The 21,884-nt window shown below is 60.6% G+C and carries 26 protein-coding genes; 12 read left to right on the top strand and 14 right to left on the bottom strand.

All coding sequences use genetic code 11. From position 1 onward, the window contains the following. Positions 1-467 precede the first annotated feature (467 nt). The 3 genes from CXY72_RS01110 to CXY72_RS01100 all read right to left on the bottom strand — a co-directional run bounded on the left by CXY72_RS01110 (position 468) and on the right by CXY72_RS01100 (position 1,914). Positions 468-989 (bottom strand): hypothetical protein, encoded by a 522-nt coding sequence (locus tag CXY72_RS01110; RefSeq protein ID WP_104125893.1) that lies wholly within the window; start codon positions 987-989, stop codon positions 468-470. 74 nt (positions 990-1,063) lie between these two features. Continuing rightward, on the bottom strand, positions 1,064-1,567 hold the full coding sequence (locus CXY72_RS01105; RefSeq protein ID WP_233197583.1) for an RNA polymerase sigma factor: 504 nt from the start codon (positions 1,565-1,567) through the stop codon (positions 1,064-1,066). Positions 1,568-1,608: 41 nt separating this feature from the next. Next, the gene (locus tag CXY72_RS01100; protein ID WP_146071002.1) at positions 1,609-1,914 is read right to left on the bottom strand and encodes a hypothetical protein; all 306 of its coding nucleotides are present in this window, start codon (positions 1,912-1,914) and stop codon (positions 1,609-1,611) included. Between the two features lie 467 nt (positions 1,915-2,381). Between CXY72_RS01100 and CXY72_RS01095 the strand changes: the two genes are divergently transcribed. Further along, positions 2,382-2,939 (top strand): nitroreductase family protein, encoded by a 558-nt coding sequence (locus CXY72_RS01095; RefSeq protein ID WP_104125890.1) that lies wholly within the window; start codon positions 2,382-2,384, stop codon positions 2,937-2,939. 31 nt (positions 2,940-2,970) lie between these two features. On the opposite strand, the gene CXY72_RS01090 is transcribed toward CXY72_RS01095, so the two are convergent. Together CXY72_RS01090 and CXY72_RS01085 are read right to left on the bottom strand one after the other, a co-directional pair. Then, positions 2,971-3,189 carry a helix-turn-helix transcriptional regulator gene (locus tag CXY72_RS01090; protein WP_104125889.1) on the bottom strand — a complete coding sequence of 73 codons (219 nt, stop codon included), beginning with the start codon at positions 3,187-3,189 and terminating at the stop codon, positions 2,971-2,973. Beyond that, positions 3,189-3,671 (bottom strand): DUF2975 domain-containing protein, encoded by a 483-nt coding sequence (locus tag CXY72_RS01085; protein ID WP_104125888.1) that lies wholly within the window; start codon positions 3,669-3,671, stop codon positions 3,189-3,191. Before CXY72_RS01085 ends, CXY72_RS01090 begins: the two co-directional genes overlap by 1 nt. A 162-nt stretch (positions 3,672-3,833) precedes the next feature. On the opposite strand from CXY72_RS01085, the gene CXY72_RS01080 reads away from it, so the two are divergent. Further along, positions 3,834-4,577, top strand: coding sequence for a class I SAM-dependent methyltransferase (locus CXY72_RS01080; protein WP_104125887.1), 744 nt, complete (start codon positions 3,834-3,836; stop codon positions 4,575-4,577). 345 nt (positions 4,578-4,922) lie between these two features. After that, positions 4,923-5,153: a hypothetical protein gene (locus CXY72_RS01075; RefSeq protein ID WP_146071001.1), complete on the top strand. Its 231-nt coding sequence runs from the start codon at positions 4,923-4,925 to the stop codon at positions 5,151-5,153. A gap of 1,697 nt (positions 5,154-6,850) precedes the next feature. Here CXY72_RS01075 and CXY72_RS19420 read toward each other — a convergent pair. The 3 genes from CXY72_RS19420 to CXY72_RS01065 form a co-directional block, all read right to left on the bottom strand. Next, complete coding sequence (locus CXY72_RS19420) at positions 6,851-7,006, bottom strand: hypothetical protein (protein WP_158252420.1); 156 nt, start codon at positions 7,004-7,006, stop codon at positions 6,851-6,853. Between the two features lie 221 nt (positions 7,007-7,227). Beyond that, the gene (locus CXY72_RS01070; RefSeq protein WP_104125885.1) at positions 7,228-8,802 is read right to left on the bottom strand and encodes a hypothetical protein; all 1,575 of its coding nucleotides are present in this window, start codon (positions 8,800-8,802) and stop codon (positions 7,228-7,230) included. Further along, on the bottom strand, positions 8,799-9,362 hold the full coding sequence (locus CXY72_RS01065; protein ID WP_233197581.1) for an ABC transporter ATP-binding protein: 564 nt from the start codon (positions 9,360-9,362) through the stop codon (positions 8,799-8,801). The genes CXY72_RS01070 and CXY72_RS01065 overlap by 4 nt, the downstream gene beginning before the upstream one ends. Before the next feature lie 615 nt (positions 9,363-9,977). Between CXY72_RS01065 and CXY72_RS01060 the strand changes: the two genes are divergently transcribed. Beyond that, positions 9,978-10,634 carry a hypothetical protein gene (locus tag CXY72_RS01060; RefSeq protein WP_104125883.1) on the top strand — a complete coding sequence of 219 codons (657 nt, stop codon included), beginning with the start codon at positions 9,978-9,980 and terminating at the stop codon, positions 10,632-10,634. Positions 10,635-10,699: 65 nt separating this feature from the next. Here the strand turns inward: CXY72_RS01060 and CXY72_RS01055 are convergent, their stop codons facing one another. From CXY72_RS01055 to CXY72_RS01045, 3 genes are all read right to left on the bottom strand, one after another. Further along, positions 10,700-11,269 carry a GNAT family N-acetyltransferase gene (locus CXY72_RS01055; RefSeq protein ID WP_104125882.1) on the bottom strand — a complete coding sequence of 190 codons (570 nt, stop codon included), beginning with the start codon at positions 11,267-11,269 and terminating at the stop codon, positions 10,700-10,702. A gap of 253 nt (positions 11,270-11,522) precedes the next feature. Then, positions 11,523-11,810: a DUF1905 domain-containing protein gene (locus tag CXY72_RS01050; protein WP_104125881.1), complete on the bottom strand. Its 288-nt coding sequence runs from the start codon at positions 11,808-11,810 to the stop codon at positions 11,523-11,525. Positions 11,811-11,875: 65 nt separating this feature from the next. After that, positions 11,876-12,517 carry a maleylpyruvate isomerase family mycothiol-dependent enzyme gene (locus CXY72_RS01045; protein WP_104125880.1) on the bottom strand — a complete coding sequence of 214 codons (642 nt, stop codon included), beginning with the start codon at positions 12,515-12,517 and terminating at the stop codon, positions 11,876-11,878. Positions 12,518-12,574: 57 nt separating this feature from the next. On the opposite strand from CXY72_RS01045, the gene CXY72_RS01040 reads away from it, so the two are divergent. Further along, positions 12,575-13,252, top strand: a complete 678-nt coding sequence (locus tag CXY72_RS01040) for a helix-turn-helix domain-containing protein (RefSeq protein WP_233197580.1) — start codon at positions 12,575-12,577, stop codon at positions 13,250-13,252. 276 nt (positions 13,253-13,528) lie between these two features. Further along, on the top strand, positions 13,529-13,999 hold the full coding sequence (locus CXY72_RS01035; RefSeq protein ID WP_146071000.1) for a hypothetical protein: 471 nt from the start codon (positions 13,529-13,531) through the stop codon (positions 13,997-13,999). A 340-nt stretch (positions 14,000-14,339) separates the two neighbouring features. Here CXY72_RS01035 and catA read toward each other — a convergent pair whose 3' ends face one another. Beyond that, positions 14,340-15,014 (bottom strand): type A chloramphenicol O-acetyltransferase, encoded by a 675-nt coding sequence (gene catA, locus CXY72_RS01030; RefSeq protein WP_104125877.1) that lies wholly within the window; start codon positions 15,012-15,014, stop codon positions 14,340-14,342. Between the two features lie 125 nt (positions 15,015-15,139). Continuing rightward, positions 15,140-15,703, bottom strand: coding sequence for a hypothetical protein (locus tag CXY72_RS01025; protein WP_104125876.1), 564 nt, complete (start codon positions 15,701-15,703; stop codon positions 15,140-15,142). A 192-nt stretch (positions 15,704-15,895) separates the two neighbouring features. Here CXY72_RS01025 and CXY72_RS01020 point away from each other — a divergent pair, with 192 nt between their 5' ends. The 5 genes from CXY72_RS01020 (at position 15,896) to CXY72_RS01005 (ending at position 19,198) form a co-directional block, all read left to right on the top strand. Continuing rightward, positions 15,896-16,264 (top strand): PadR family transcriptional regulator, encoded by a 369-nt coding sequence (locus tag CXY72_RS01020; RefSeq protein WP_104125875.1) that lies wholly within the window; start codon positions 15,896-15,898, stop codon positions 16,262-16,264. Beyond that, complete coding sequence (locus tag CXY72_RS01015; protein ID WP_104125874.1) at positions 16,261-17,007, top strand: hypothetical protein; 747 nt, start codon at positions 16,261-16,263, stop codon at positions 17,005-17,007. Before CXY72_RS01020 ends, CXY72_RS01015 begins: the two co-directional genes overlap by 4 nt. Next, on the top strand, positions 17,004-17,582 hold the full coding sequence (locus tag CXY72_RS01010) for a hypothetical protein (protein WP_104125873.1): 579 nt from the start codon (positions 17,004-17,006) through the stop codon (positions 17,580-17,582). The genes CXY72_RS01015 and CXY72_RS01010 overlap by 4 nt, the downstream gene beginning before the upstream one ends. A 117-nt stretch (positions 17,583-17,699) precedes the next feature. Next, positions 17,700-17,843, top strand: coding sequence for a hypothetical protein (locus CXY72_RS19415; protein ID WP_158252419.1), 144 nt, complete (start codon positions 17,700-17,702; stop codon positions 17,841-17,843). A gap of 143 nt (positions 17,844-17,986) precedes the next feature. Beyond that, positions 17,987-19,198: an LCP family protein gene (locus tag CXY72_RS01005; RefSeq protein WP_104125872.1), complete on the top strand. Its 1,212-nt coding sequence runs from the start codon at positions 17,987-17,989 to the stop codon at positions 19,196-19,198. Positions 19,199-20,256: 1,058 nt separating this feature from the next. Here CXY72_RS01005 and CXY72_RS00995 read toward each other — a convergent pair. After that, positions 20,257-20,649: a hypothetical protein gene (locus tag CXY72_RS00995; RefSeq protein WP_104125870.1), complete on the bottom strand. Its 393-nt coding sequence runs from the start codon at positions 20,647-20,649 to the stop codon at positions 20,257-20,259. Positions 20,650-20,947: 298 nt separating this feature from the next. Between CXY72_RS00995 and CXY72_RS00990 the strand changes: the two genes are divergently transcribed. Further along, a complete protein-coding gene (locus CXY72_RS00990) occupies positions 20,948-21,532 on the top strand; it encodes a recombinase family protein (RefSeq protein WP_104125869.1) in 585 nt (194 codons plus the stop codon). Positions 21,533-21,884 lie beyond the last annotated feature (352 nt).

The raw sequence follows: 21,884 nt of genomic DNA, 5'->3' as shown, positions 1-21,884 counted from the left end.
CCGAGATCCTCAAGAAGGAACTTGCACGCATCACCAGACTTCGTTGACGAGCGCCTAATGCGGAGTCACCTGCGATCGGTTGAAGCGACCGTCAATCTGCGGATCCGTTCGGAGTTCCGCAAGCCGAACCCTGACCGGGACAACTTCTGAGGGTCAGAAGGACTCGGATGCATATGTCTTGTGCAGCTCCGCATGGAACTGGCCTTGCCCCCGTTGAGTGAACTCCCTGCGTGTCTTTCCCATGTGAACATTCTCTCTTGTGAGGTGTCCACTCAACGGGGCAAGGCCACAGGAGCCCTATCCGCGCCGTGCGCGGCCTTGTACTAACAAGCATCTAGTCCCCCCAAAGAATGCTGATCCCTCATGCAAATCATGTATTGACACTAATGAAGCCCGGTTAACGTTTGGTGCTGCGCGCGAGCGCAGCGGTCCGCAGAGGTGCGCAGGGGCCTTCTCTACGGAGGAACTCATAGCGTAGGTTGCGGGCAGTCCCGCAGGTAGCCGTACATCTCGCTTTGCCCGACGGCGCCAATCGCCCTGTAGGCGGTCCAACTGTCCTCTGTTGTGTAGCGGTCGATGTAGCTTTGTAGCGTGGGCAGCTCGGGCACGTTCACCCCATGCTCGCGGAGGCACAGTGCCGTGTCGCCCTCCTGCTCGTAGAGCGAAGCCCACTCCTCGGTCGTCCAGGAGGAGATTTCGCGGATCTCTCCGCGCAGAGGCGCTGCGCACTCCTCATAAGCGGCATCGTAGGCATCTGGCTGGGCAGGATTCGCTGACAAAGAATTATCGCGAGGGTCATAAACCACGTCCCAGCCATCTTCGTTCAGGCAGGAGGCGACCGCGCGTACGTACTCCTCATCGGGCGTCAGGGCGGCCCCCACTGACTCGTGGCTCGAATCAGGCTGCGGGGTAGGTTGCGCACTACAACCGACCAGAGCTATCAGCGCTAGGCTCCCCATTAGCGACGCGACGAGCAGTTTCTTCTGCATCAACGACCTCCTTTTCTTTACGGCCATAGCGAAAACGTCATGTTGGCCTCGGTATCAGGAAACGTGGTGGCAAGCTAGAAGCCCCGGCGCTCAGCGACGGCATCGACCTTGAGCAGGTCGCGAAGGGCCGCTCGAGCGGTCGCGTATCGGCCGCGGGCAGTGGATGCCGGGATGCCGATGATCTGCGCCGCTTCGGTCAGGGTGAAGCCTTCCCAATGCACCAACGCCGTGATTTCCCGCAGTTTTGGCGGTAGTTGCGCGACTGCGGCGCGGATCTCCGTCTGCTCGTTCGACGCGAGATATCCGCGCGCGGTTTGCGCCACGGCCAGCTCGAGACGCAGGCGTTCGGCAAGGGCATCACCGCGTCGCTGGCCCCTGTGGTAGTTGGCCAAGACACGGCGGGCTATCCCAAACAACCACATCCGTGCACCTTGTGGATCGACGGGGAGATCACGAACTCGGCGCCACGCCGTCAGCATCGTCTCACTGACCAAGTCAGCCGCATCATCGAGTACGGTCGCGCGACGCGCAAAATAGGTGAGTAGATCTCGCGCATTTTCCTCAACCACCGACCGCATCAAGGCGTCACGCTGGCCCGTACGATGAGAACGTGGAGTGTTCATCGGCTGTCGTTCTTGAAGCAGTATGTTTCTTCATCAATGGTCAACGTCGAGTCGGGAAAGCCGTCGCGGACGATCGCGGCGTTCGTCGAGGACGCGACAAATGCGGATACTGCCGCCGCCCGCTCTTCTGCGAGGGTCCGGCCGGCGAGGGGGATACCTCGAGCCTCCGCGTATTCAACCGCGTCGTCGACGGACGTTGTTCCCAGATCAAGCGACGCAATGTACGCACGGGCAGCAACCGTGCCCGCTCGATCCGACCCGCCGACCTTGAACCGCATTTCGCAAGATGTGTCCGATGTCACGTGAACCACCGACGTCGCATCCGGAGTCCACGTCGTCGTCCACTGAAGTAGCACAGGTGCGGCCACTGCGGCCGTCGCACCACCCGCGAAAAGCACAAGAGCAGCGATTAGCGTCCCATATCGTCCCCTGCGATTGCGCGGAGACCTTCGCTTCGACGCTTCCGCCGCAACGCTGAGCGCGTAAAGCTCGCGCTCAACTCCGGGACTGTCCACCCTCACCGCCGGAGCGCTGTCATCGAGCAAATCGTCTAATTCATTCATCAACGCACCCCCTCAACCAAATGTATTGTCCTCACCCAAGGACATGTCCGGATGGGCCCCAAACGTCCAACCGCGTGCGGGTCAATTCTTCAGAACATCTCACCGGTAGAGCAGGACCAAGTCACGAGAAGCGAATTCCGCACGAGGAACCCCTGTCGGTTCGTGGGCTAGTCTTCGTGAAGCCAGCACGACCTTGGTGAGCAAGAATGCTTCATCACCGGGCATGGAAGGCTGATGCAATGGAAGCCTTGGATTTGGTTCGAACACTGAACGCACGTCCGGCTGTGCGTTCATTCACTGATCGTCCGGTGCCGTTGGAAGAGTTGACACAAATTATTGAGGTCGCCCGGTGGACTGGCTCAGCCAGAAATCGGCAGCCGTGGCGCTTTATCGCCGTCTGTGACAAAGAGCACCTCGAAAAACTCGGCGCGTTGGGAGCCTACGCGCAGCACCTAGCGTCCGCGCCGTGCGCCCTCGTTCTCCTCTCGGCCAACAACGGCTTTCAGGATACGGAGTTCGATCTCGGTAAAGTCAGCCAAACGGTCATTCTCACCGCGACCGCCTTGGGCCTCGGGAGCTGCCTGGCAACGATCTACCCGGAGACCAACGTAACGAAGGCAGCAACTTTGCTCCGAGTGGAAAACGGATGGCGCCCACACCACGCCATATCCCTCGGCTACCCGGGAGCTCCCATGACGGGCACGCGAGCGATCACCACCGGCCGACTATCCGCCTCAGAATTGTTATCCACACATCGCCCGTAAGCGGAACCCTTTACGGGGCGATGCTGGGAGTTTAAGAGTTTGCGGGCCCGTCATCCCAGACCAGGATGTCGCCGGGCTGACAATGCAGGACTCGGCATATTGCGTCGAGGGTGGAAAACCGGATAGCGCGAGCACGCCCGTTTTTGAGGACGGCGACGTTGGCTGGGGTGATGCCAATCGCCGCCGCGAAGTCGCCGACGGACATGCCGCGTTCAACCAGCAGGCGGTCGATGAGGATCCGTACGGCCACTACACGACCTCGTCGAGTTCGACCTGCATGAGGACCGCGCGGCGCAACAGTGACCGGAGAACGCTGAGAACGAGAGACAGCGTGATTCCCAGCAGGACGCCGCCGAATATCAACAGCGCCAGTGGCGGCGGGCCCGGAATGAAAGGCAGGAGAGACGCGGTCAGGATAGTCGAGACGATGACCGTCAGGATCAGCAGGTCGACCGCTCGTGCCGCGGCACGATCGAAGATCCGGTCCTGATGGATGTACCCGACCAATAGGGCCGTCGCGCCGAGCACTGCCTCTGCGCAGACGCCGATAGCCAAGGCCAGCGCGAGAAGTGGCGTTTGTAGATCAGCAAATTCAGGATTATCGCGAGCGAGGGAAGCAGAAACGGGAAACAGCAGGATTCCGCCGACAACGACGACGACGGCTAGGAGGCCGAGCGACATCCAGGTCGCTACCGTCACCGCATGCGAGGTTCGAGGCATATTCGAGCTCATCTATCGAGTATCAATAGCTATCTATCGAATGTCAATAGATGTAGTCGCTAAGTCGATTTCTGTGCGGTCGTCTCGAACGAGCCGATATACCGCAGGTGGCGCTCGTAAAAGTCAGCGCGGGTCATGGAAGCATGACCAGGCCGGCCGTGCAAGGCTTACGTCATGGCAAGCAGTCATGCTCGAAACGTCCAGGCGGGTTCCTTTGGCGCGGCCGCCGCTGAGTACGAAAGAGGGCGTCCGTCTTACCCGTCTGAGGCTGTCGAGTGGGTGCTGCCGCACGACGCGCGACAGGTTCTCGATTTGGGCGCAGGCACCGGTCAGCTTACTCGCCAGCTCGTCGAGAGGGGCCTCGACGTGGTCGCCGTCGAGCCGTCAGCAGGCATGCGCAAGGAGCTGTCGCGGCGGTTGCCGCACGTCTCAGTGCTCGACGGCCGAGCCGAGGATGTTCCTCTGACCCCCGGCGCCGTCGACACCGTTCTGGTAGCGCAAGCCTGGCACTGGGTTGATGTTGAACGAGCCGGCCCCGAGATCGCACGCGTTCTCCGTCCCGGCGGAAATCTCGGTCTGCTCTGGAACATTCGCGACGAGCGTGAGGACTGGGTCGCTCAGCTGGGTCGACTCATGCACCAAGGGATCGAGTTGGACATGAACAGCGACGGTCCCGATGTCGGTGGAAAATTCGCACCGATTGTTCGTGCGGATTTCTTGCGGGAGCACGTGCTCACGCCCACGGCGCTGATGGATCTCGTGGCATCTCGGAGCTACGTCATCACCTGGACCGGCGACGCACGAGCATCACTCCTGCACCAAGTTCGTGAACTACTGGACTCTCATCCTGCCCTGCGGGGGAGAGACGAGATCGCCCTGCCTTACGTCACGAGGTGCTCACGCACTCGGCGCCTCTGATCCGCGCCGGGCAGACCAGTCCATTCCGGTGATGTGACAATTGTGGGCCGACAGCATCCGAACCTCACCTGTGGCTTCGACCCGGCAGGACGTGACTTCTGTGTGTCTTTACGACCCTTAAGGGGAACCCTTTGCGGACGTCCGGCGATAGGGTGGGTGCATGGTGGGCCTGTGGGAAAGCGTCACGCGCGTAGGCGCAACAACATGGTTTGCGATTGCGGTTCTGCTGACAGCTGTTGGATACTTTGGCGGCGAGGACGCCTATGGTCTCTCCTCTGGCTGATCCCCCATGCAGTGATCTTGTTCGGCGTGTGGCGCGGCAGTCGCACCGCATGGGCAATATTAGTGAGCGTCAGCGCGGTCCTGGCCGCAACGCTGGGCATTGTCGGCATCGGAATGCAGTTCGAATCCGGATTCGTCATGAACATCTATTGGTGGGGGCCCACGGCCCACGGCGCAGCGCTGCTGTGTCTCGTCGCTTTTCGAGCAAGCAGGCGGCGAGCAGCCACAGTCAAGCCTCAGGCGATCCATGACTCCCCGTCTGAACTTGAACGGACGCAGCACGCCGCTCTTTGAATGCTCGCGTCAGATTCAAGGGCTCGACCGGAATGGATGGGCTTTCGTGCGGTCGCAGATTCAGGGGGCCTAGTCCGGTTCACGGCCGGTGAGCACCATCACCCGATGGTCTTGGAGTGCAGTCCGCAAGGCGGACGTCGAGCGCGACAGATCTGGGGCCAAACCACCTGGCGGCCGAGTGCGCCGACGTTGTGTCACAGGGGAACCCTCAACGAGACAGGGTGCTCGACAAACGATCCGCATGCGAGAAACGAACGACATTCGATCAAGCGCGAGAGCGCCCAGGCGCGTCTTCAGGCGGTGCGTCGTGAGAGTTCGCGCTCTAGCTAGAGACGTCGGACCAGCGACGAGGCGAGAAACGCAGAGCTGATGGCGAAAGCGACCGGAACTCCCAGAGTTCCCCGATTAGACGTGATCGCAATTGCGTCTGCCGGCACGCGAGGCGGACGACGTGTCACGACTCGCGCTACAGAAGACTAACTTCCGCGACAAGCGCACTACGGACAGGGGCCGGAAGCACGCACAGCGCGATTCCTTCTTCGGAACCACGGCCATGTTCCGGGGGAAGAGGCATACGCCGGCCTCGCGGACCTGTACCTCAAGCCGAAGTTCCAGCGAGACCTTGTGGCTGCTATCGATCTGAACTTGCCGGAATGGCTGGCTGCCGGCATGAAGGATTTCGCCAAGAAGTGTCTCTAAACGCAAACAAGCTTCTTCCCGGGGTTCTTCTCGCGAGACGGGCGCTCAGCAGGCACCCAATCGGGTGAAGCCAGCCGCGTCGAGACCTGAACTGACACGCCCGGAAGGGGGAACGGCCAGTTCATGCTGCACTGCTGCGACTTCAATGCGGAGGTATTGCCCTGTTGGGCCACTGCAGCTACCTCGTGTTCCTCAACCGGTACGCCCTACCGCCAATCGGTACCACTGCAAGCCCTAACGCGCAGAGAAGCGCAAGCCATTCGCCCGTAACCAGACTGACAGACAGTCCGATGGCGAGAACCACCACGATGTAAACAATCGCGAGAGGCTGGATCCAGCGTGGCGGAGCGTTGGTCTGTGATTTCGACATGCTGTCAGATTAGTGGACGTCTTTCGAAGACGAAAAGTCGAATTCAGCCATCGTTGCAACGACCGGTTGAATTCCCGCACCAGCCAAGCAACACGGGGCTAGCGACATCCAGAAGCTTGTTCCCGAACGGCTATGTCGTCAGAAGCTCGCGGTAGTACTGTCCGTGTCGGTGTCGGTGCTGCGAAGGCGACCGGAGCCCCATCTCTTGATTCCCCCGTCCGCAAGGGGAACCCCATGCGGGTCATTCTTGGACCTAACGGATGTGCATTGGAGACGTCAGAGATTGGTCGGCTGGATCGCAGAGCGGTTCGAGGAATCAAACTTCCGTGACGGAAGGTGACGTCTTGGATGTGCGCTGGATCGCGCGAATTCCACCCCAAGTGAGCGCGTCGGACACGGCAGCTAGCACCGATATTCCTGCGAAACTTATATCGGACACGCCAGCGATCGACAGAAGCGACAAGAACGCAACGATGGCTACGGTAGCAGCGAGGCCCGACTCACACGCTGCGACTCAGCCGGCGCGTAAATCATGAATGCACAGACCCACCCGGCCTAATGCGAACGGTCGCCACCTGACCGCCACCGGTCGGCGCGGTCGGCGTTACGATCAATTTTGCCGCGAGAACTACTTTGTTTGGCCGTGGTTTGTCTTTCCTCGAAAGAGGCGCAACCCAAGAAAGAGGACCCCAACAAGACCGAGGACTACGAGACCGCCCAGAACATAACCGCTCGTGGCGACGTTTCCGATGATGCCCGTCTGGATAGTTGCGAGTGTAAACATGGCCTCAGGCTAGCCCCATGGATCACCAGCGCACAAATGCCCACGATCGGCGTGCAAGGATCAGCACCACCGCAAAAGGCCCCGATCAAGGGTCCAGTTTGTGGTGCCATCGCAGGCCCAGGCCAACCGCGCTCACCCCGCAAGACGAACGGTCTGCGGGCAGGGCGTGCGATGGGCGAGCCGGTCAACCGTTGCGGTGAGCGATGGGGTGCAGTTCAAGCTTAGGGGCGGACCAGTCTGCGGAAACGACTCCATGACCACCACGCCATCAGAGCACCTGCACCTGCGAGCAGGACTAGCAACGTGACGGGTGAGGGTGCGACGATCACAAGCGATGTCAGCACTCCCGCCACGAGGAGCACGACAGTAACTGCATCGGCTAGCCACATGGCCACATTTAGCGGTGCGAGATCCCCGATCGGAGTTGGCATGGGGGTGAGCAGCTCGATCGGAAGCATGCCTTTGAAAGCCGAGAAGCTCTGCATCACGACCAGAAACGCCACCAGAGCCGTTGCCCACAGCGCGATGGTTCCGATGTTGAGTGCAGGCACTAAGACCGCTACCAGAACGGTGCCGGAGAGAATCAGAATCTCGGCGGCGATCGTCGGCACGATGAGATGCGTCAGCGCTTGTCGTGCCGGACTCATCCCCGATGGGGATGACGCTCCTACAGTCGCAGCGTGAAACCGGAGTCCTTCGGCCCAACCTCCGACGGCAAAGTACATCAGAATTGGTGCAGCGATGGCGAGAAGCGCGCCTCCAGAGACGGGAATGAAAGTGTATGCAAGCAAAGCACCCGAGGCCACAGACATGATGGCCCAGAACACTGCTCGAACCGGAAACCGGGCGAGGCCGACCAGGTCCCGAACAACGATCGCCAGAGCCGGGGACTGCGGAAAAGTGACCTGCCAGCGTCGACCTATTTTTGGGTAGGCCTTCAGCTTGTTCATCGCCGACTTTACGTCGCCTGACACAACCAGTGCGGCAACCGTCCCCCAGCGTTGGGCTTGCGACTGAAGGTCCTCGTGAGAGAGGGAGTCGAGAAGGCGCGCAGTCCATCGTGTAGCGCCGAGGCCAAGAATGAGAGCACTGAGCGCAAGCCATGTTGCGAGCCCGACACCTTCATGGGTGGCCTGCCAGACGTGAGCCACCCACCCCCAGGGACCCAACCAGCCGATGATGCTGTTCGTCGTTGGAAAAGCTGCGAGAAGTACGATTACTGCCAAACCCGTGAGAAGAACGGCAATGGTCACCCGCCGTGCGGGCAGGGACAGCTGACCGACAAGCCAGAGCAACGCAATCTGCCAGGCGCATAGAACGGCCGACACGAGAAACAGCCCGACACCGAGCATGTCGATCGGCCCAGCGAGGAGGGCCCCACCGGCCAAAAGCGCCGCCCCGAACAGTGCGAGCAGGACGAACGCGAGGCGGCCACGACCGTATGCCCGTCGTAGGGTCACGCTGCGGGAAAGGGGACTTGCCACGACCAAGTCGATGTAGGCGGCGGGAGGTACTACCGGCCCGCGAATTCGTCCCAAGACGACAACGGCGACGGCAAGCACAAGCAGTGCCAAAGTCATACTCGTCAGCGTGAGGCTTTCAGCAATAGCGACGGCAACCTCGGGGACTGCAAGCCCCACCATGACCGCCCGCGCCGAAGGAATAATGACGATCAGTAAGACCAGGACCGTTTCGTAGATTTTGTACGCGTTGTCCGTTGTTGTTGGCCGGCCCGTCCTGCCTCGAAGAACTGCGCGGGTATTCGCTAAGTACTTTCGATCCTGCAGGACAGTCATGCCGCGCCGAGATCGACGGTGGCATTAGCCAGCCGGTCGACGAGCGACGAGTCGTGGCTCGTGAACACGATCGCGGCCCCGCCGCTTTGTGCTCGAAGCACTGCCTCCACCAATGCATCCTTACGACTCGGATCGAGCCGTTGTTCTGGCTCGTCAAGGATCAGCACCCGAGAGGGGCGAATGAATGTGGCGGCCAGATAGAACATCTGCGTTTGTCCGGAGGAGAGCTCATGCACAAATCGCTGTCTCAAGTTCGCAATACCGAAGCTCTCAAGGGATGACGCAACTATCGTTTCGGACTTGCCCTTCGGCACGCCCCACGTTGCGTTGATCAACGCCAGCTGCTCGCCGACAGTGAGGTCCGGGTAGAAAGCCGGGACTCCGATCAGCGAAGCGATACTGCGACGAATGAACGTATCGCGTTCGTCGATTACGCGACCTCCCATGGTCGCTTCGCCTTCGCTGGGCTGCTGCTTGCCCGCAAGGATGCGCAGCAACGTTGTCTTGCCCGCACCGTTCTGGCCAAGTACGGCCAGACACCGACCAGGGGTCAACGTCACGTCCGTGGGCGAAAGAAGCACGAGGTCATGGATCGTCCGACCGACACCTCGAGCCTCCAAGTGAGCCTCAGCCGAAAACTTGGATTCCGTGATCCGGTTTGACCGGCCGCTCAGCTTGAGCATGAAGATCCTCAGTATTTCTGGCTAGTACAGGATCACGAAGCAGCAGGGCTCGGATCCCTAGTGAGTTGAAAAGCAGGCGGATCAAGATCCGCCTGCACACAGTCTAAAGATCCCCGCCAAACTCGACCTCCGCCTCAAGGCTGAATCGGTCGACCAAGAAAATCCCTCTTGAGACGGACGGCCATCGCACGATTTGGTCACTACTCCCGGCGCAACCGATCGACGCACCCAGACGCCCGCAAGCCGAACCCTCAGCGGGACCAGATGACTTCCGTTTCTCGCACCTTTGGTGGCCCGACCAGTCTCGTTGTCGGCAACGCAACAACTCGTGACCAGAGGGACGGCGGGGATGTTGCGCCGAGTTTGATCCTCTGCATTTCCCGAAGCCGTCGGGATAGCCCCGCCGCGATGGCTTGGGGCGACCCGCAAGGGAGACTTCTATCCCGACAGAACGTCATCGGGCTGACCTCGATTACTCGATAGGGTGCGGAGATGGCATTGAATCCGATTGGCCTCGTCCCGCACGTCATCGCTGAGCTGCCCTCTCTCCAGGGTGGATCGATGACCGTGGGTGACTACCTGCCTCGTGGGCACCGCTCATATGCGCGTGTGATGAATCCCATGCACGACGATGACGGTCAACCGCTCGTCTGGTGGACCTTTGCTGCGGAACAGTCCGAGGTGGACGCAACTACGAAGTGGACCGACCTCAACGACGGCGAGCGGGAAGTAAATCCCACAATCGGTACCATCGAACCCGCCGTGGCCGCAACGCTCGCGCGGCTTCTCCGAGCACACACCTCCGCACCCACCGAGTGTTTCTTCCTCGTCTGGGAAGGGTACACCGGCATGCGCGATGACCTACGAGACACGGCAAGCATCACGATCCTGCCCGATCGTGAAATGCTCATTCTCGCCGGCGACCTCGCCGACGGCGGGGAGCCCTTCGATGGGATGGCCGGCGGCAGAAGTGCTCAGTGGTGGATGCCCGCGGAAGGTGTGTGGGCAGTCGGGAACGACCTCTACGGCGCCAGCGTCTATGTCTCAGGAACCGAAGAGCTGATCACCGCCCTTCTCGCCGCCGATGACATCGAGGCATACCGTGCAACAGCATCGATGCAGATCGTCTCCGAAGAGTGGGCCTCTTAGCCCCCTGCGATCGCTGGCTCTGGGTCCGTTCCCGATGAGGGAACGTCGTGCGGGACAGAACGCGGTCAAGAAAGGATCGTCCAGACCGGTGATTTCTGCCTGTCTCCAACGAGGATGCCCGCGACCCAATCGTCTTCTCTGGCATGCCGTCCCATAGCACCGAGCCGAAGTGTCCCCTCAAATTGAAAACCGACACGACGAGCAACGCGAGCGGATGCGACATTGCCCGCATAGGCGTGCCACTCGATGCGAACCAGGCCCAATCCTTCGGGCGAGCTGCCGAATCCGAACTCGACGACGGCTTGAGCAGCCTCGGTGAGCAGGCCGCGGCCGCGAAACGGGGCTGCCATCCAGTAGCCGATCGTCGCTTGGTCAGAACCGATGCTATCGAGGCTGATTGCGCCCGCGAACTCATCGGCGATCGTGATGGCCCACGTGCAACTCTTACCGCTTACCCAACCGAAGTCGGAGTACGCGGTGACGTACCCTTCAGCCTCCATCCGCGTATACGGAACCGGAATCGGCACTCGCCGCTGGATCTCCGGATCCTGACAAGCCGCCGTGATGGCCTCAACGTCAATCAGTGCCGGAGCCCTCAGAATGAGCCGTTCCGTGCGGAGCTGTACCTTATCCATTTGTTCAAGCTATCGGTTGGCCGAAATTGCCGCGTAAATCACGGTCCGGAAGAGGAACGCCCTACGGGACACGGGGCGGTGCGCTTCACTTGGGGCCAGGCACGGTGCTGGGAAGTTCTCCCGCGTACTCGCTCGGGGCTCTCTTGCAACCATTGAGCGCAGGTACGACAGCGAGTGACGCATTCCGCGGCGTCCCCGTAGGGGCCTGCGTCGTACAGCGCGGGTTTTGAGAGTCGCGGGGGTAACTGCTGGTTCAGGTGAGGCGTTCAGATAGGTGAACCGTGACGTTCTGCCCTACGTTCTTGCCGAGCTGCTTCCTTAACTTGGCGCTGATCGAGAGCATGTGCCCACCTGAACCGGTGGGCATCAGTGCGATCGATACAGGTTCGTCATCCACCCTGCCGGTCACTCTGATTGCTTTGCCGGTGCCGAATAGTTCGACAGAATTGGGCACTTCTACGCAGGACCACACGTCGCCTTTGATTTGTGTCCCGATTTGGCCGGTGAAGGTGACATCAATGGGTCCGGGTTGCTTGCTCATAATGATTCCAATCAATCTCTGGGTACGGGACCTGCGCGCCGAGGAGGGTATGGTTCCAGCGCTGGTCAACCATTGCGGAGTCGTTCCTGGAGGATGGGTACGCCCGGCCCGTTGAGGTGCTGCAGGTGGGCGTCCCGTCCCGCCATCACCATGACGATGTCGAGAACAGGGCCAGTTACTTCGGGACCACTGCCGTATCGAAAGGGAGAATCCGTCGCAATCAGGTGGAGCTCGCGCGCCGTGGTGCAGGACGGTACAGCAAAGTCTTTGGCCGCGTAGTTCTCTGCAACGAAGGTCACGGTGTCGACGTCTGGTGTCGTTGGGATACCCAGAGCTGTTCGGATGTCAGCGCCGTGCACGATGACCTCGCCCAGCCACGCCCACGTCGCACGGGAGGGTTCAACGCGGTTGGTGATCACAGCTCTGAAGCGTTGAAGGGTCTCAGCCGGGGTGTCGCCGAGGTGTTCGTCAAGTCGGCGGCGATTGTGCAGCTCGGCATTGAACCTCGCACCCGACATGCTGCGCAGCCATCGCCATCTCCCGATGGAGGCGGCGGCGGTGAGATGCGCGAGCGTTTCTTCGACCGTCCATGCAGAGCACTCTGATTGCATCCGCCACTGGTGCTCGGCAAGCGCGCTGAGGTCAGAGGCCAGCCGTTCACGTTCCTGGCTAATCGCGAACCATTGTCGTTCATCGTTCCAGTCCATACAGTCCCACTTCTGTTTCCAAAGTTGATGATACTGTTTTAGTAGTATCATGGCACAGTGGCTCGACGAAGAACTTATGGTTCCTATAACGATGGGTGTGCTGCGGCGCACGCGCTCGATCTGATCGGGGAGCGCTGGGCAATGATCGTCGTGCGGGAACTATTGCTCGGACCGAAGCGGTTCTCAACCATCCAGCGGGACGTGATCGGTGTAAGTCCAGCAGTCCTCACCCAGCGCCTTCACGGCCTTGAAGCATCCGGAATCGTTCAGCGCCACCAAATCCCCGCACCAGGGACTGGCGAGGCATACGAGTTGACGCCGTGGGGTTACCAACTCGAACCCGTTAACACGGCACTCTCCATGTGGGCCATACAATCTCCGGCATTTCCGTGGCAGGCGGACATGAGCCCCGATGCCTTGATCCTCGCTATGCGCGCTCACGCTCGCCCCATCGCACCCGGTACCGCAGCATGCACGGTGGTACTTCACCTGTCGGACTCGCGTCTCCCGTCAACAGACACAGTGGACTACGTGGCGCACTGCACCTCGACGAAAACGACAATCGAACGACGTGCGACTACTGGTGTCGACGTCGATGCTGCGGTTCGGTCCAGCACGCAATCCTGGAAGGCGTTGATACTCGGCGGCCGCGACCTCGACGACACCTTTGGGATATCGATCCTGGGGCGCGCTGCGGCAGTGAGCACCCTGCTACGAGTTGCGCGCCTCAAGTAGCGCAGAGCGCATCTCAGTTTGTGGACCTGCGCGCCCGAAAGGCGAACCCTCTACGGGACGTGCGGCGGCGGCCTTGCCGTCAATCCACCGATCGGGATCGGGATTCAGGCAGGCTGCGCGGATGCACGTAAGCCGCACGCATCCGCGCATTCTTACCGCGCTGTTGAACGTGCACCGTCACCCCGCCGCGCCGTAGGGCCGAGCGGTGTGATTGGAATTTTGGCGTCCATCGGTGGTCTGTTCAGCATTAATCCCAGCGCGGTGCATGATGGGGGGATGCTTGACGTGTTGTGCACCGCCTCCGAGCTGGCAGAATACGGTGAAGTGCTCGTTGTACGGGATCGGCTGGAGCGACTCGCGGTCACGATCACCCCGAACTTCTACGGCACCGAGTTGGACGAAATCGAGTGGGTCTTCGATCGCTTCGCCCAGGTCGGGAGCGGTGGGCGCAAAACTGCGACGATCTCGGGGGTCATCGTCTCCATCGACGCGGTTTATGTCAGGTTGACCCGAAAATCGCGGGGCTGGGCGCCGGCCGCGGGAACAGCGACGCTGGAACGACTGGAGAGGACCGCCGCCACTCGTCGGCCGGAGTGCCGGATTGCGTGGGGGGCGGCATCCGTGCCAGATGAGCACGGTCACGCGAATCGAACGGGATACCCGGTATTCGAGGAGGGCGACGAGAGCTTCACCGGTTGGGTCATCACCCTCGCCGACGAACACGTTCGTCTCGCGGACGCTGTCTGACGGGCGATAAGGACGAATGTGCATCCTTCACCGGACAACTTCACCAAACCCTGGGTTTTACGGTCGGTCATCGGGCCGGCTGGGTTGTATTTATTCGTGCGCGCATCCGAGTGCAAGAGCCACACTGAGCCGGCATCCTCTTCGATGACGGGCCGCAGAGAGAGGTGTCGGGTTTCTACGGTCCCGCTGGTGATCATGAGTCAATATTAACTGGGTGGCATGGTTGGTTACAGAACCCGACTGATAACGAATGATGTGAGCATCGATCCGCCTGGGTTGCCCGGGCTGGCTCGCATTTCCGCCCGGCAGCCGAACCTTTTGCAGGAAGTGGTGTCTGAAATTATGCGAGCCAGTTTGCGCTGGAGTCGAAAACGTCTTGAAGCTCATTGATGAAGCGAGCGGCATGGAACCCGTCCGCGGCAGCGTGATGGATCTGCAGGGCGAACGGGAGCGTCACTTGCCCCGCTTGCTCGACGTACTTACCGAGAGTGAAGATAGGTAGGTAATGGTCGTGTCCATGGGCGATGTTCAGCTCGAATCCACTGAACGACAGCCAGGGCAGACTTGAGATGTCGAAGATGTTCTCTGGCACGTCGCCTTGAGGAAACATCCTGGTCGCTGTTCGATGCCTAGACAGCAACGCCACCGCCTGGTCATAGAACTGTGAGAAATCCTGGTTATAGTCGGCCCAGACGCTGGCGAAGGTCTCGCGGTCGGGATTCAACACAGTGAACGTCGGATGTACGACATTCCAAATTGACGGGTGGCCCTCCTTGTCGACAGCCATCCGAAATTCTTCGTGATTGTTCACGACGGAGGCGATCGCCCAGATTTGTGCCGGATAGATTTTTCTGCCGGCATCCCGCAACGCGGCTACAAAACGGGTCACATCAAGCTGGACCGTCACGCTGTAAGTGCACGGAACACGGGTTTGATAATGGTCGAAATGTTCCCGACGCGGCCAGGTAGCTAGGTCGATGGGTGTTTTGTGGTCCACAATATCATCTTCCCCCATCACGACCTCCCCACGGTCCAGTCGTCACAACCGGATCCTGAGCGCCCGTAAGCCGAACGCTGAACGGGCGTCCGACGTCAGTTTGGGATCCCGTTGCTATCCACGTTCTGACCTGACGCGGGTGCCTACGGGTGCGCGAAGGGCTCGATCGATACCTCCGGCGCTGGAGCCCGGAACCCAGGGGTGTCGCACGACACCTCTACGAGGTATATCCAGTTGTCGCCGTCGAACCCACCCGTCACCCGCAATTGGTCGCTGTCACCCAGTCCAGCGACTTGGGCCCCGTAGGTGAACAAATCATAATCCGGGTCGAAGCTGGTGGCAGGGAAGGTTGACGTCCAGACCCGCGCGTAGCGTTCAGCGGTAGTCCACGGGACCTCGTCCATATCGAACCAGGAGTTCTTTGCGAAAAAGGCGACTTCGTAGCCGTCTGACCTTTTCTCCCAGTGGGGGTTACCCGTCCAGGCATCGGACTCGGTCCAGCAGGCGGACTCCGGGGGAGCGGCGCGCTGCACATCCCACGTCCCCTCGAACGCGTCGAAGGTGGGCTGGATGGAGCCCGCGATCGTGTCGGAGATACTCGACCACTCGGTGAGCGTGCCGGTGGACTGTGAAGCGCAGCCGGTCACGCCCAACAGGAAAAGCGAGACCATTGAGAGAACGAGCGCGGTGCTTCGGATGCGAGCCATGGCTTCACCCTAAGACCAGCGTGGCTGCGGGCGAGTCGGGCGCAGGTCTGCCGGACGTCCACCGACGCGGATTCGGTGCCAATCTGCCGAGGTTCGGGGAAGTAGCGTATAGGAACCTCTTACGGGACGTTCGGGCATAGGCCAGGCGGACGGGGTTTGATTATCGGAAGCTATCTTCCTATAGTGGGACGTATGGCACGCAGACGACCCGGCACACTTTTTCCGATCGAGGTTGACATCCTAGAAAGCGGGTTCGCGCTCCAAACGAGCGAGGGCAGTTTTTATGGCTTCGCCTTGGCAAGGCATCTCTCCTCGCGCGATGGTTCCGCGCTGACGTCGCACGGCACCCTCTACAAAGCGCTATCTCGGATGACTGAATCGGGCATCCTCGATGCCAGCTGGGAAGACCCGGCCAGCGCCGAATCCGAGGGAAGGCCTCGTCGCCGGCTTTACACGGTCACGGCGGAAGGTTCACGTGCCCTCGTCAAAGCCCAGGCTGAAACCAACCGCACCGCGGCAAGCGTGCCCCGCATTGCACAGGCAGGGGTAACTTTCGCATGAGTATCTTGACGTCCAATTCCTATCATCACGCCGTATACCGTGTCTCTCGCTGGTGCTCGTGGTACACCCGCGAAGTTGATGTCGAGGTCGCTGCCACGCGGCGAGACGAACTTGCCTCGGACCTTTACGAGCACGCGATCTGGGCCGACGAATCGGAAACTAGGCCCCGCGTGGCCGCTCGCCAGATTCTCAGCCGTGCGCTGCGGGGTGCGCCGGCCGACCTGACCTGGCGCCACGCACAGCGGAGAAAAGTCGCCTTGGCAGACCCGACCCGCTTTCGCCGACTGCGGATCGAGGAAGCCGTATCGTCGCTGGTTTTGATTGCGGCTTCTGCCGTGCTGGGCTGGGGATTGTTCGTACTCACCCGAATTGTACTCAGCACGATAGCGGAGCAGATTCGACCTGGCTCCGCGACCGCCCTCACAATCGCAGCGTTCACTGCCCTCGCTGGCTGTGGGCTGGTGTTGTTGCTTCGCCCGCGCACTCGTGTCGGGGGCGCGCTCGTTATGGTGCTTCCGAGTTTTGGACTCGTTCACTTTGGGCTCTTCCAGCTCTATTCCCTCAGCGTCACCGTGGGAGCCCTGACATTCACGATGCCAGGGTGGGAGCTTGCCAGCAGCAGCCTCATTGTCGGGCTCGGCTTGTTCTTCACTGCGGCAGCGATCTGGTGGTGGCCGGAACACCGGACCACCCCTGCCGACACCAGCACCCGACTCAAAACTATTGGAGAGATCGCTCGATGAAGAAGAAACTCGCACTCGGCATCGGTGTGGTCGGCGCTGCGCTCCTCGCCCTCTCGCTGACGGTCTTCGGGATGGGCGCGGCGGCTACACTCAACCCCGCCGACTCGGACCGTCCGGCCACACGCGCGGCACAAAGCGACGTCCCCGCCGCGGCAGTCGTTCCTGCCGACGCGATTATCCCCGCGCCAACGGGGGCCCCAACATCGTCGGAAGCGTCGGAAGCGTCGGAAGCGGACTCAATCGAACCGTCCGACATCGTCGATCCGCTGTTATCCGACGCGTTCATGGCAATGACCCTCGATGAACAGGCCAACGGGCGCGAGTGGATGGAAACGCAGACGATTACGGCGGCCTGTATGAAAGACAAGGGATACGTGCACACCTTCGAACCATTCTGGGAAAGAGAGAGTGGTGAATTTTCAGTGATGTGGGTGAACGAGCTTCCTGCCTCCGAGCAGGCAGCCGCCCGACTCGCCCTCGATGGTGACATCGGAGCTGGAGCCGACTACCACTGGGACGACGCGGGATGCTGGGGCTACGCCGTCCACGTCATGGGGAACGACAACAAGCACTGACGAGTCGCCGTCATCAGCGGCTCGGCTGCCACTGTGGTCGCCGCGCTGACCCGTCGGTGAAAGGCAAACCGTGCCACACGTCGAAGCTCACGAGAACTTGACTCTCGGAAGGACATCATGACCGACAGCGCAACACCCATTCCACCCATCCGACCCGAAACAATCGATGCCCCCACCACCCAGTCGGTCGACATCACACCGTTCGTGACAGAAATGCTGACACAACTCGAGCAGCGCGACGGGTCGTCACTGACGACGTAGTCACGATGCTCGCACGGGAATGCCTACAAGGCAGGCATGATCGGTCGTGATACAAAGAGTGTGATGCAAAGAGATGGTTCGGTCATAGATCGGACGCAAGGGGACGGGGCTGTGTGGTCGACGCGAGCAGGCGAAGCAAACGGATGGTCGGGATCGCACGTCATGGGCGATTAAAGCGCTCGAATCCGTACGCGACCGCCCTCAAACTGGTGGCGGCCGTGCTGACCGTTGCCGTAGTCAGCACCTCAGCCGTGGCTGCTGTTGCGGTGTGGAGCTTCAGCAAGACGGTCGACGACAACGCCATCGACATCACCGGTGGCGACACGGCAGCGCTCGTGCCACAGCTCGAAAGCTACGAAAACGGCTTTAACATTCTCATGGTCGGCGTCGACAACGATGCAACTCAGAGCGCGGCCTACGGCGACCGCGACGGCACCCTCAACGATGTGAACATTCTCGTGCACGTGTCCGCAGACCACAGCAACGCTGTCGTCGTAAGCATCCCCCGCGACCTTATCGTGCCGCACCCGGCATGCACGGATGGCGAGAGCGGTGCCGAGTTTTCGGCGATGGCCGCCCGCCCCATCAATGAGGCCATGTCCCGGGGCGGGCTACCGTGTGTGGTCAAGACCGTGTCCGAGCTGACGGGACTGACCATCCCGTATGCCGGACTTATCTCGTTCGACGGGGTCGTCCAAATGAGCGACGCTATCGGCGGAGTGCCCATCTGCCTGACTGCACCCATCAACGACGACTTTGCAGGCCTGTATCTGCCCGCGGGCACGAGCGTCGTCGCCGGGGACACCGCACTGGCGTTTTTGCGCAGCCGGAAAGGCGTCGGCGACCAAAGCGACCTGGCACGGATTTCCTCACAACAGATCTACATGGCCTCACTCATGCGCACGGTGCAGGGCAACGGAACACTCACGAGCATTCCGACCCTGATCAACCTCGCCACCGCTGCGGCCACCAATATTAAGCTCTCGACGTCCCTCGCCAATATTGACACCATGGTATCGATGGCCCTGGCCCTCCAAGACATCGACCTGGATCGGTTGCTGTTCGTGCAGTATCCCGGCACGACCGGAGACTCCAACTTCCCCGGCAAGGTCGTTCCCCTGAAAGCGGTGGCCGCCGACATGTTCACCAAACTCGCCACCGATGAACCCTTCACCCTCCCCGGAACAACGCCAACAGCGGCACCAACGCCGGATTCACCAGTGCCGGTCGAAACGTCAACGCCGGCGACGACCGAAAGCGTCGTCCCCGCCCCGCAGCCGACCGTTCAAGCGTTGGACGGACTCACCGGTCAAACAGCGCAGGATGACTCGTGTGCCCAAGCCTCCACCGGGTAACAGATCACACCGCACTATAAAACGGACGAAATAGGCGTAGGTATTTCCGGTCCGCCACGAACAATGCCTTGTCCTCCCCGTATGACGTCCCGTAAGCCGAACCCTCTCCGGGACGCTTCAGCGGCTGTGCCAGTTCGGCGCTGTTTTCCATTCGTGAATCCCTCATCAAGGATCGATGGGCTCGTATCGAACCAAGACGGAATCGCGGCGCGCGAATCCGGAGGCCTCATGAATCCCCAGCATTTCTAGATAGCACAGGACCACGAGGCATCTCGGCTCGCCTCTGGTGTTGAAGCAGAGCACGCGCGGGATCACCTAGCGCATAACGGTTTCGTCAGCGTCTCATTACTGAGCTGTCGGTGGCGGGGCACTTTCGGAGTTACGGATAGCGTCTTCGATTTCTGATTCCTTGAATCCAGCGCCCCGGAGCGAATCGCGAATCCGCGCGTCGGAAAGCTCTTGCCTGCTCCGTACCCGATCTGCAGAGCGAGTCAGTCGCCAATATCTGAATAGTTTGGACGCCAGGAGCACCGCATACAGCGCGAGAACAAAGACGACCAGTAAGAGCACCGCCCCAGCAAATGCGTTCACAATATCCACTGCCAGGTTCCTCTCTTGAGCTTGGTCCCGGCCCGCATCAGATAATTGAGTTGAAGCGGCGGGCCGAGAACGTAGAGACCAAGATTGATTTCCCGATGGCCTCCTCGGTTAGCCACAGCCTATGGCCGCAGCCTTGCATTACTCAACCGAACACCTCGGCACCGATCTATCTGAACTGCACGGCGGCCATACGGCCAAGATCTCAGGACACTTATCAAATCCCCCGCACAAGATTCGTCTCGCGGGAAACATCACGACAGTGGACATTACACTCTTGTCTCGTACCCTCCGTGTGTCGAAATCCATGGGTGGCGAAACGTTCCGGAATGACCTTTTGAACCAGGCCAGGAATGGCGATATTGTCACGAAGGTGTCATTTTCCGGACTCGTCTGCAGACTTCATCCATACCGACACCGACTCTTGCTGTCGTCCCGCATGGGAACGTCTTGCGGGACGCCTAGCCGGGAATGCCTTGGCGTCCCGCTGCGGCCAAGGAGCGCGAACGCGCATTTCCGATGGCGATGAGGACTCCACCAACGGATGCAACGGCGGCACACACGAGGAATGTGATCGTGGTGGTCCAGCCGGGGCCGGCCATCACAAAGCCTTGACCGTCTGCACGCTGCCAGTTACAGGCTCGCCCTAACGGCCACCAGGAGAAAGATCCATGCACCCGCACGGCTTCCGACGTGACCGCGAAAGGGGCGGACACCCGCCGTGGTCCTTCAACGAGGCACTTGTAATCGAGTCCGCCGTACGTGGCGGACAACCAAACCAAGGCGACTACGCAGAGAGCAGCGATAGCACCGACCACGATCAGAGAAATGCCGATAGACCTCGTCAGTGCCATCCTGCTTTTCATCCTGCGCCGACTCTACTGCAATTCCTGCCCGCCTTCGCCTTGTCACGGATCCGCAAGGGGAACGTCCAACGAGCCGTTGGCCACCAACTTTGCCGCACGTAGCAACACGGCACCGTCTGTCCAAGAAGAAAAGGTTTTGCGGTGCCCGTAAGCCGGACGGTGACCGGGACACCCGAACGCTCACGGAACGCCGACGGTGATCCGCATAGTTCCGGGAGCACCTGATTCCCGTATGCCCCGCCTGAGAAAATGCCCGGTGACGGGGGGATAAACGGTACACTCCTGCATGACCGGAATGCTTATCGGCTACGCACGCGTATCCACCAACGACCAAGACCTCACCGCCCAAAAGAACGCCCTCACCGCCCTCGGTGTCTCACGGCAGAAGACGTTCACCGATCAAGGCCTGACCGGAACGAACCGGGCCCGGCCAGGTCTTCGCGAAGCGCTAGCCGCATGCCGAGCCGGCGACATTCTCGTTGTGACCAAGCTCGACCGGCTGGCACGCTCGCTTCGCGATGCGAAAGACATCGTCGACGACCTCACCCTTCGTGAAGTGAAGCTCAGTATCGGCGGTTCCGTTCATGACCCCACCGACCCGGTCGGAAGGCTCCTCTTCAATGTGCTCGCGATGGTCGCTGAATTCGAAGCCGACCTCATACGAGCTCGCACTCGCGAAGGGATGCAGGTCGCCAAAGCGGCCGGTCGGCTCCGCGGCAAGCAACCCAAGTTGTCTCCGGTTCAGGAGAAGCACCTGGTCGAGGTTTATCAGCGGGGCGAACACACTACCGCGCAGATCGCAGAACTCTTCAGCGTCGCCAGATCCACGGTCTACCGGGCAATCCAACGCGCTGGTGACACCACCGTCTAAATGTTCGCTTCGTTTCGTCCTGAACGGGCGCGTAGCCGATCAGTTCATCGCTCTGCTTCTGAGGTGTCTCATAACTATCGGTGAGTACGGGAATTCGAGCGTCAGGTTATGAGACGTAGTTATGAGAATCGCTGCCCGCGAGATTCCGATGAGCGTAGTGGACGCAAGGGGTGGAGCGTGAGAAGCCTTGCATCTCTAGGTTTACGAGACGGTTTGAACGGTCGAAACTCTGTCGCGTTAAAGGCACCTGAGCGCGAATCCTCAACGGGCAGGGCGGATTCTGAGAGTCGACGCAACACAAGTGTTATTGTCCGGCGTATTTCCGGGCATTTCGAGGCTACCGCGGATCGGA

The sequence above is a fragment of the Cryobacterium sp. Y57 genome, assembly GCF_002929505.1.
In the GTDB taxonomy this organism is placed as follows: Bacteria; Actinomycetota; Actinomycetes; order Actinomycetales; family Microbacteriaceae; genus Cryobacterium.
This window is presented reverse-complemented; position numbering and strand designations above follow the sequence as displayed.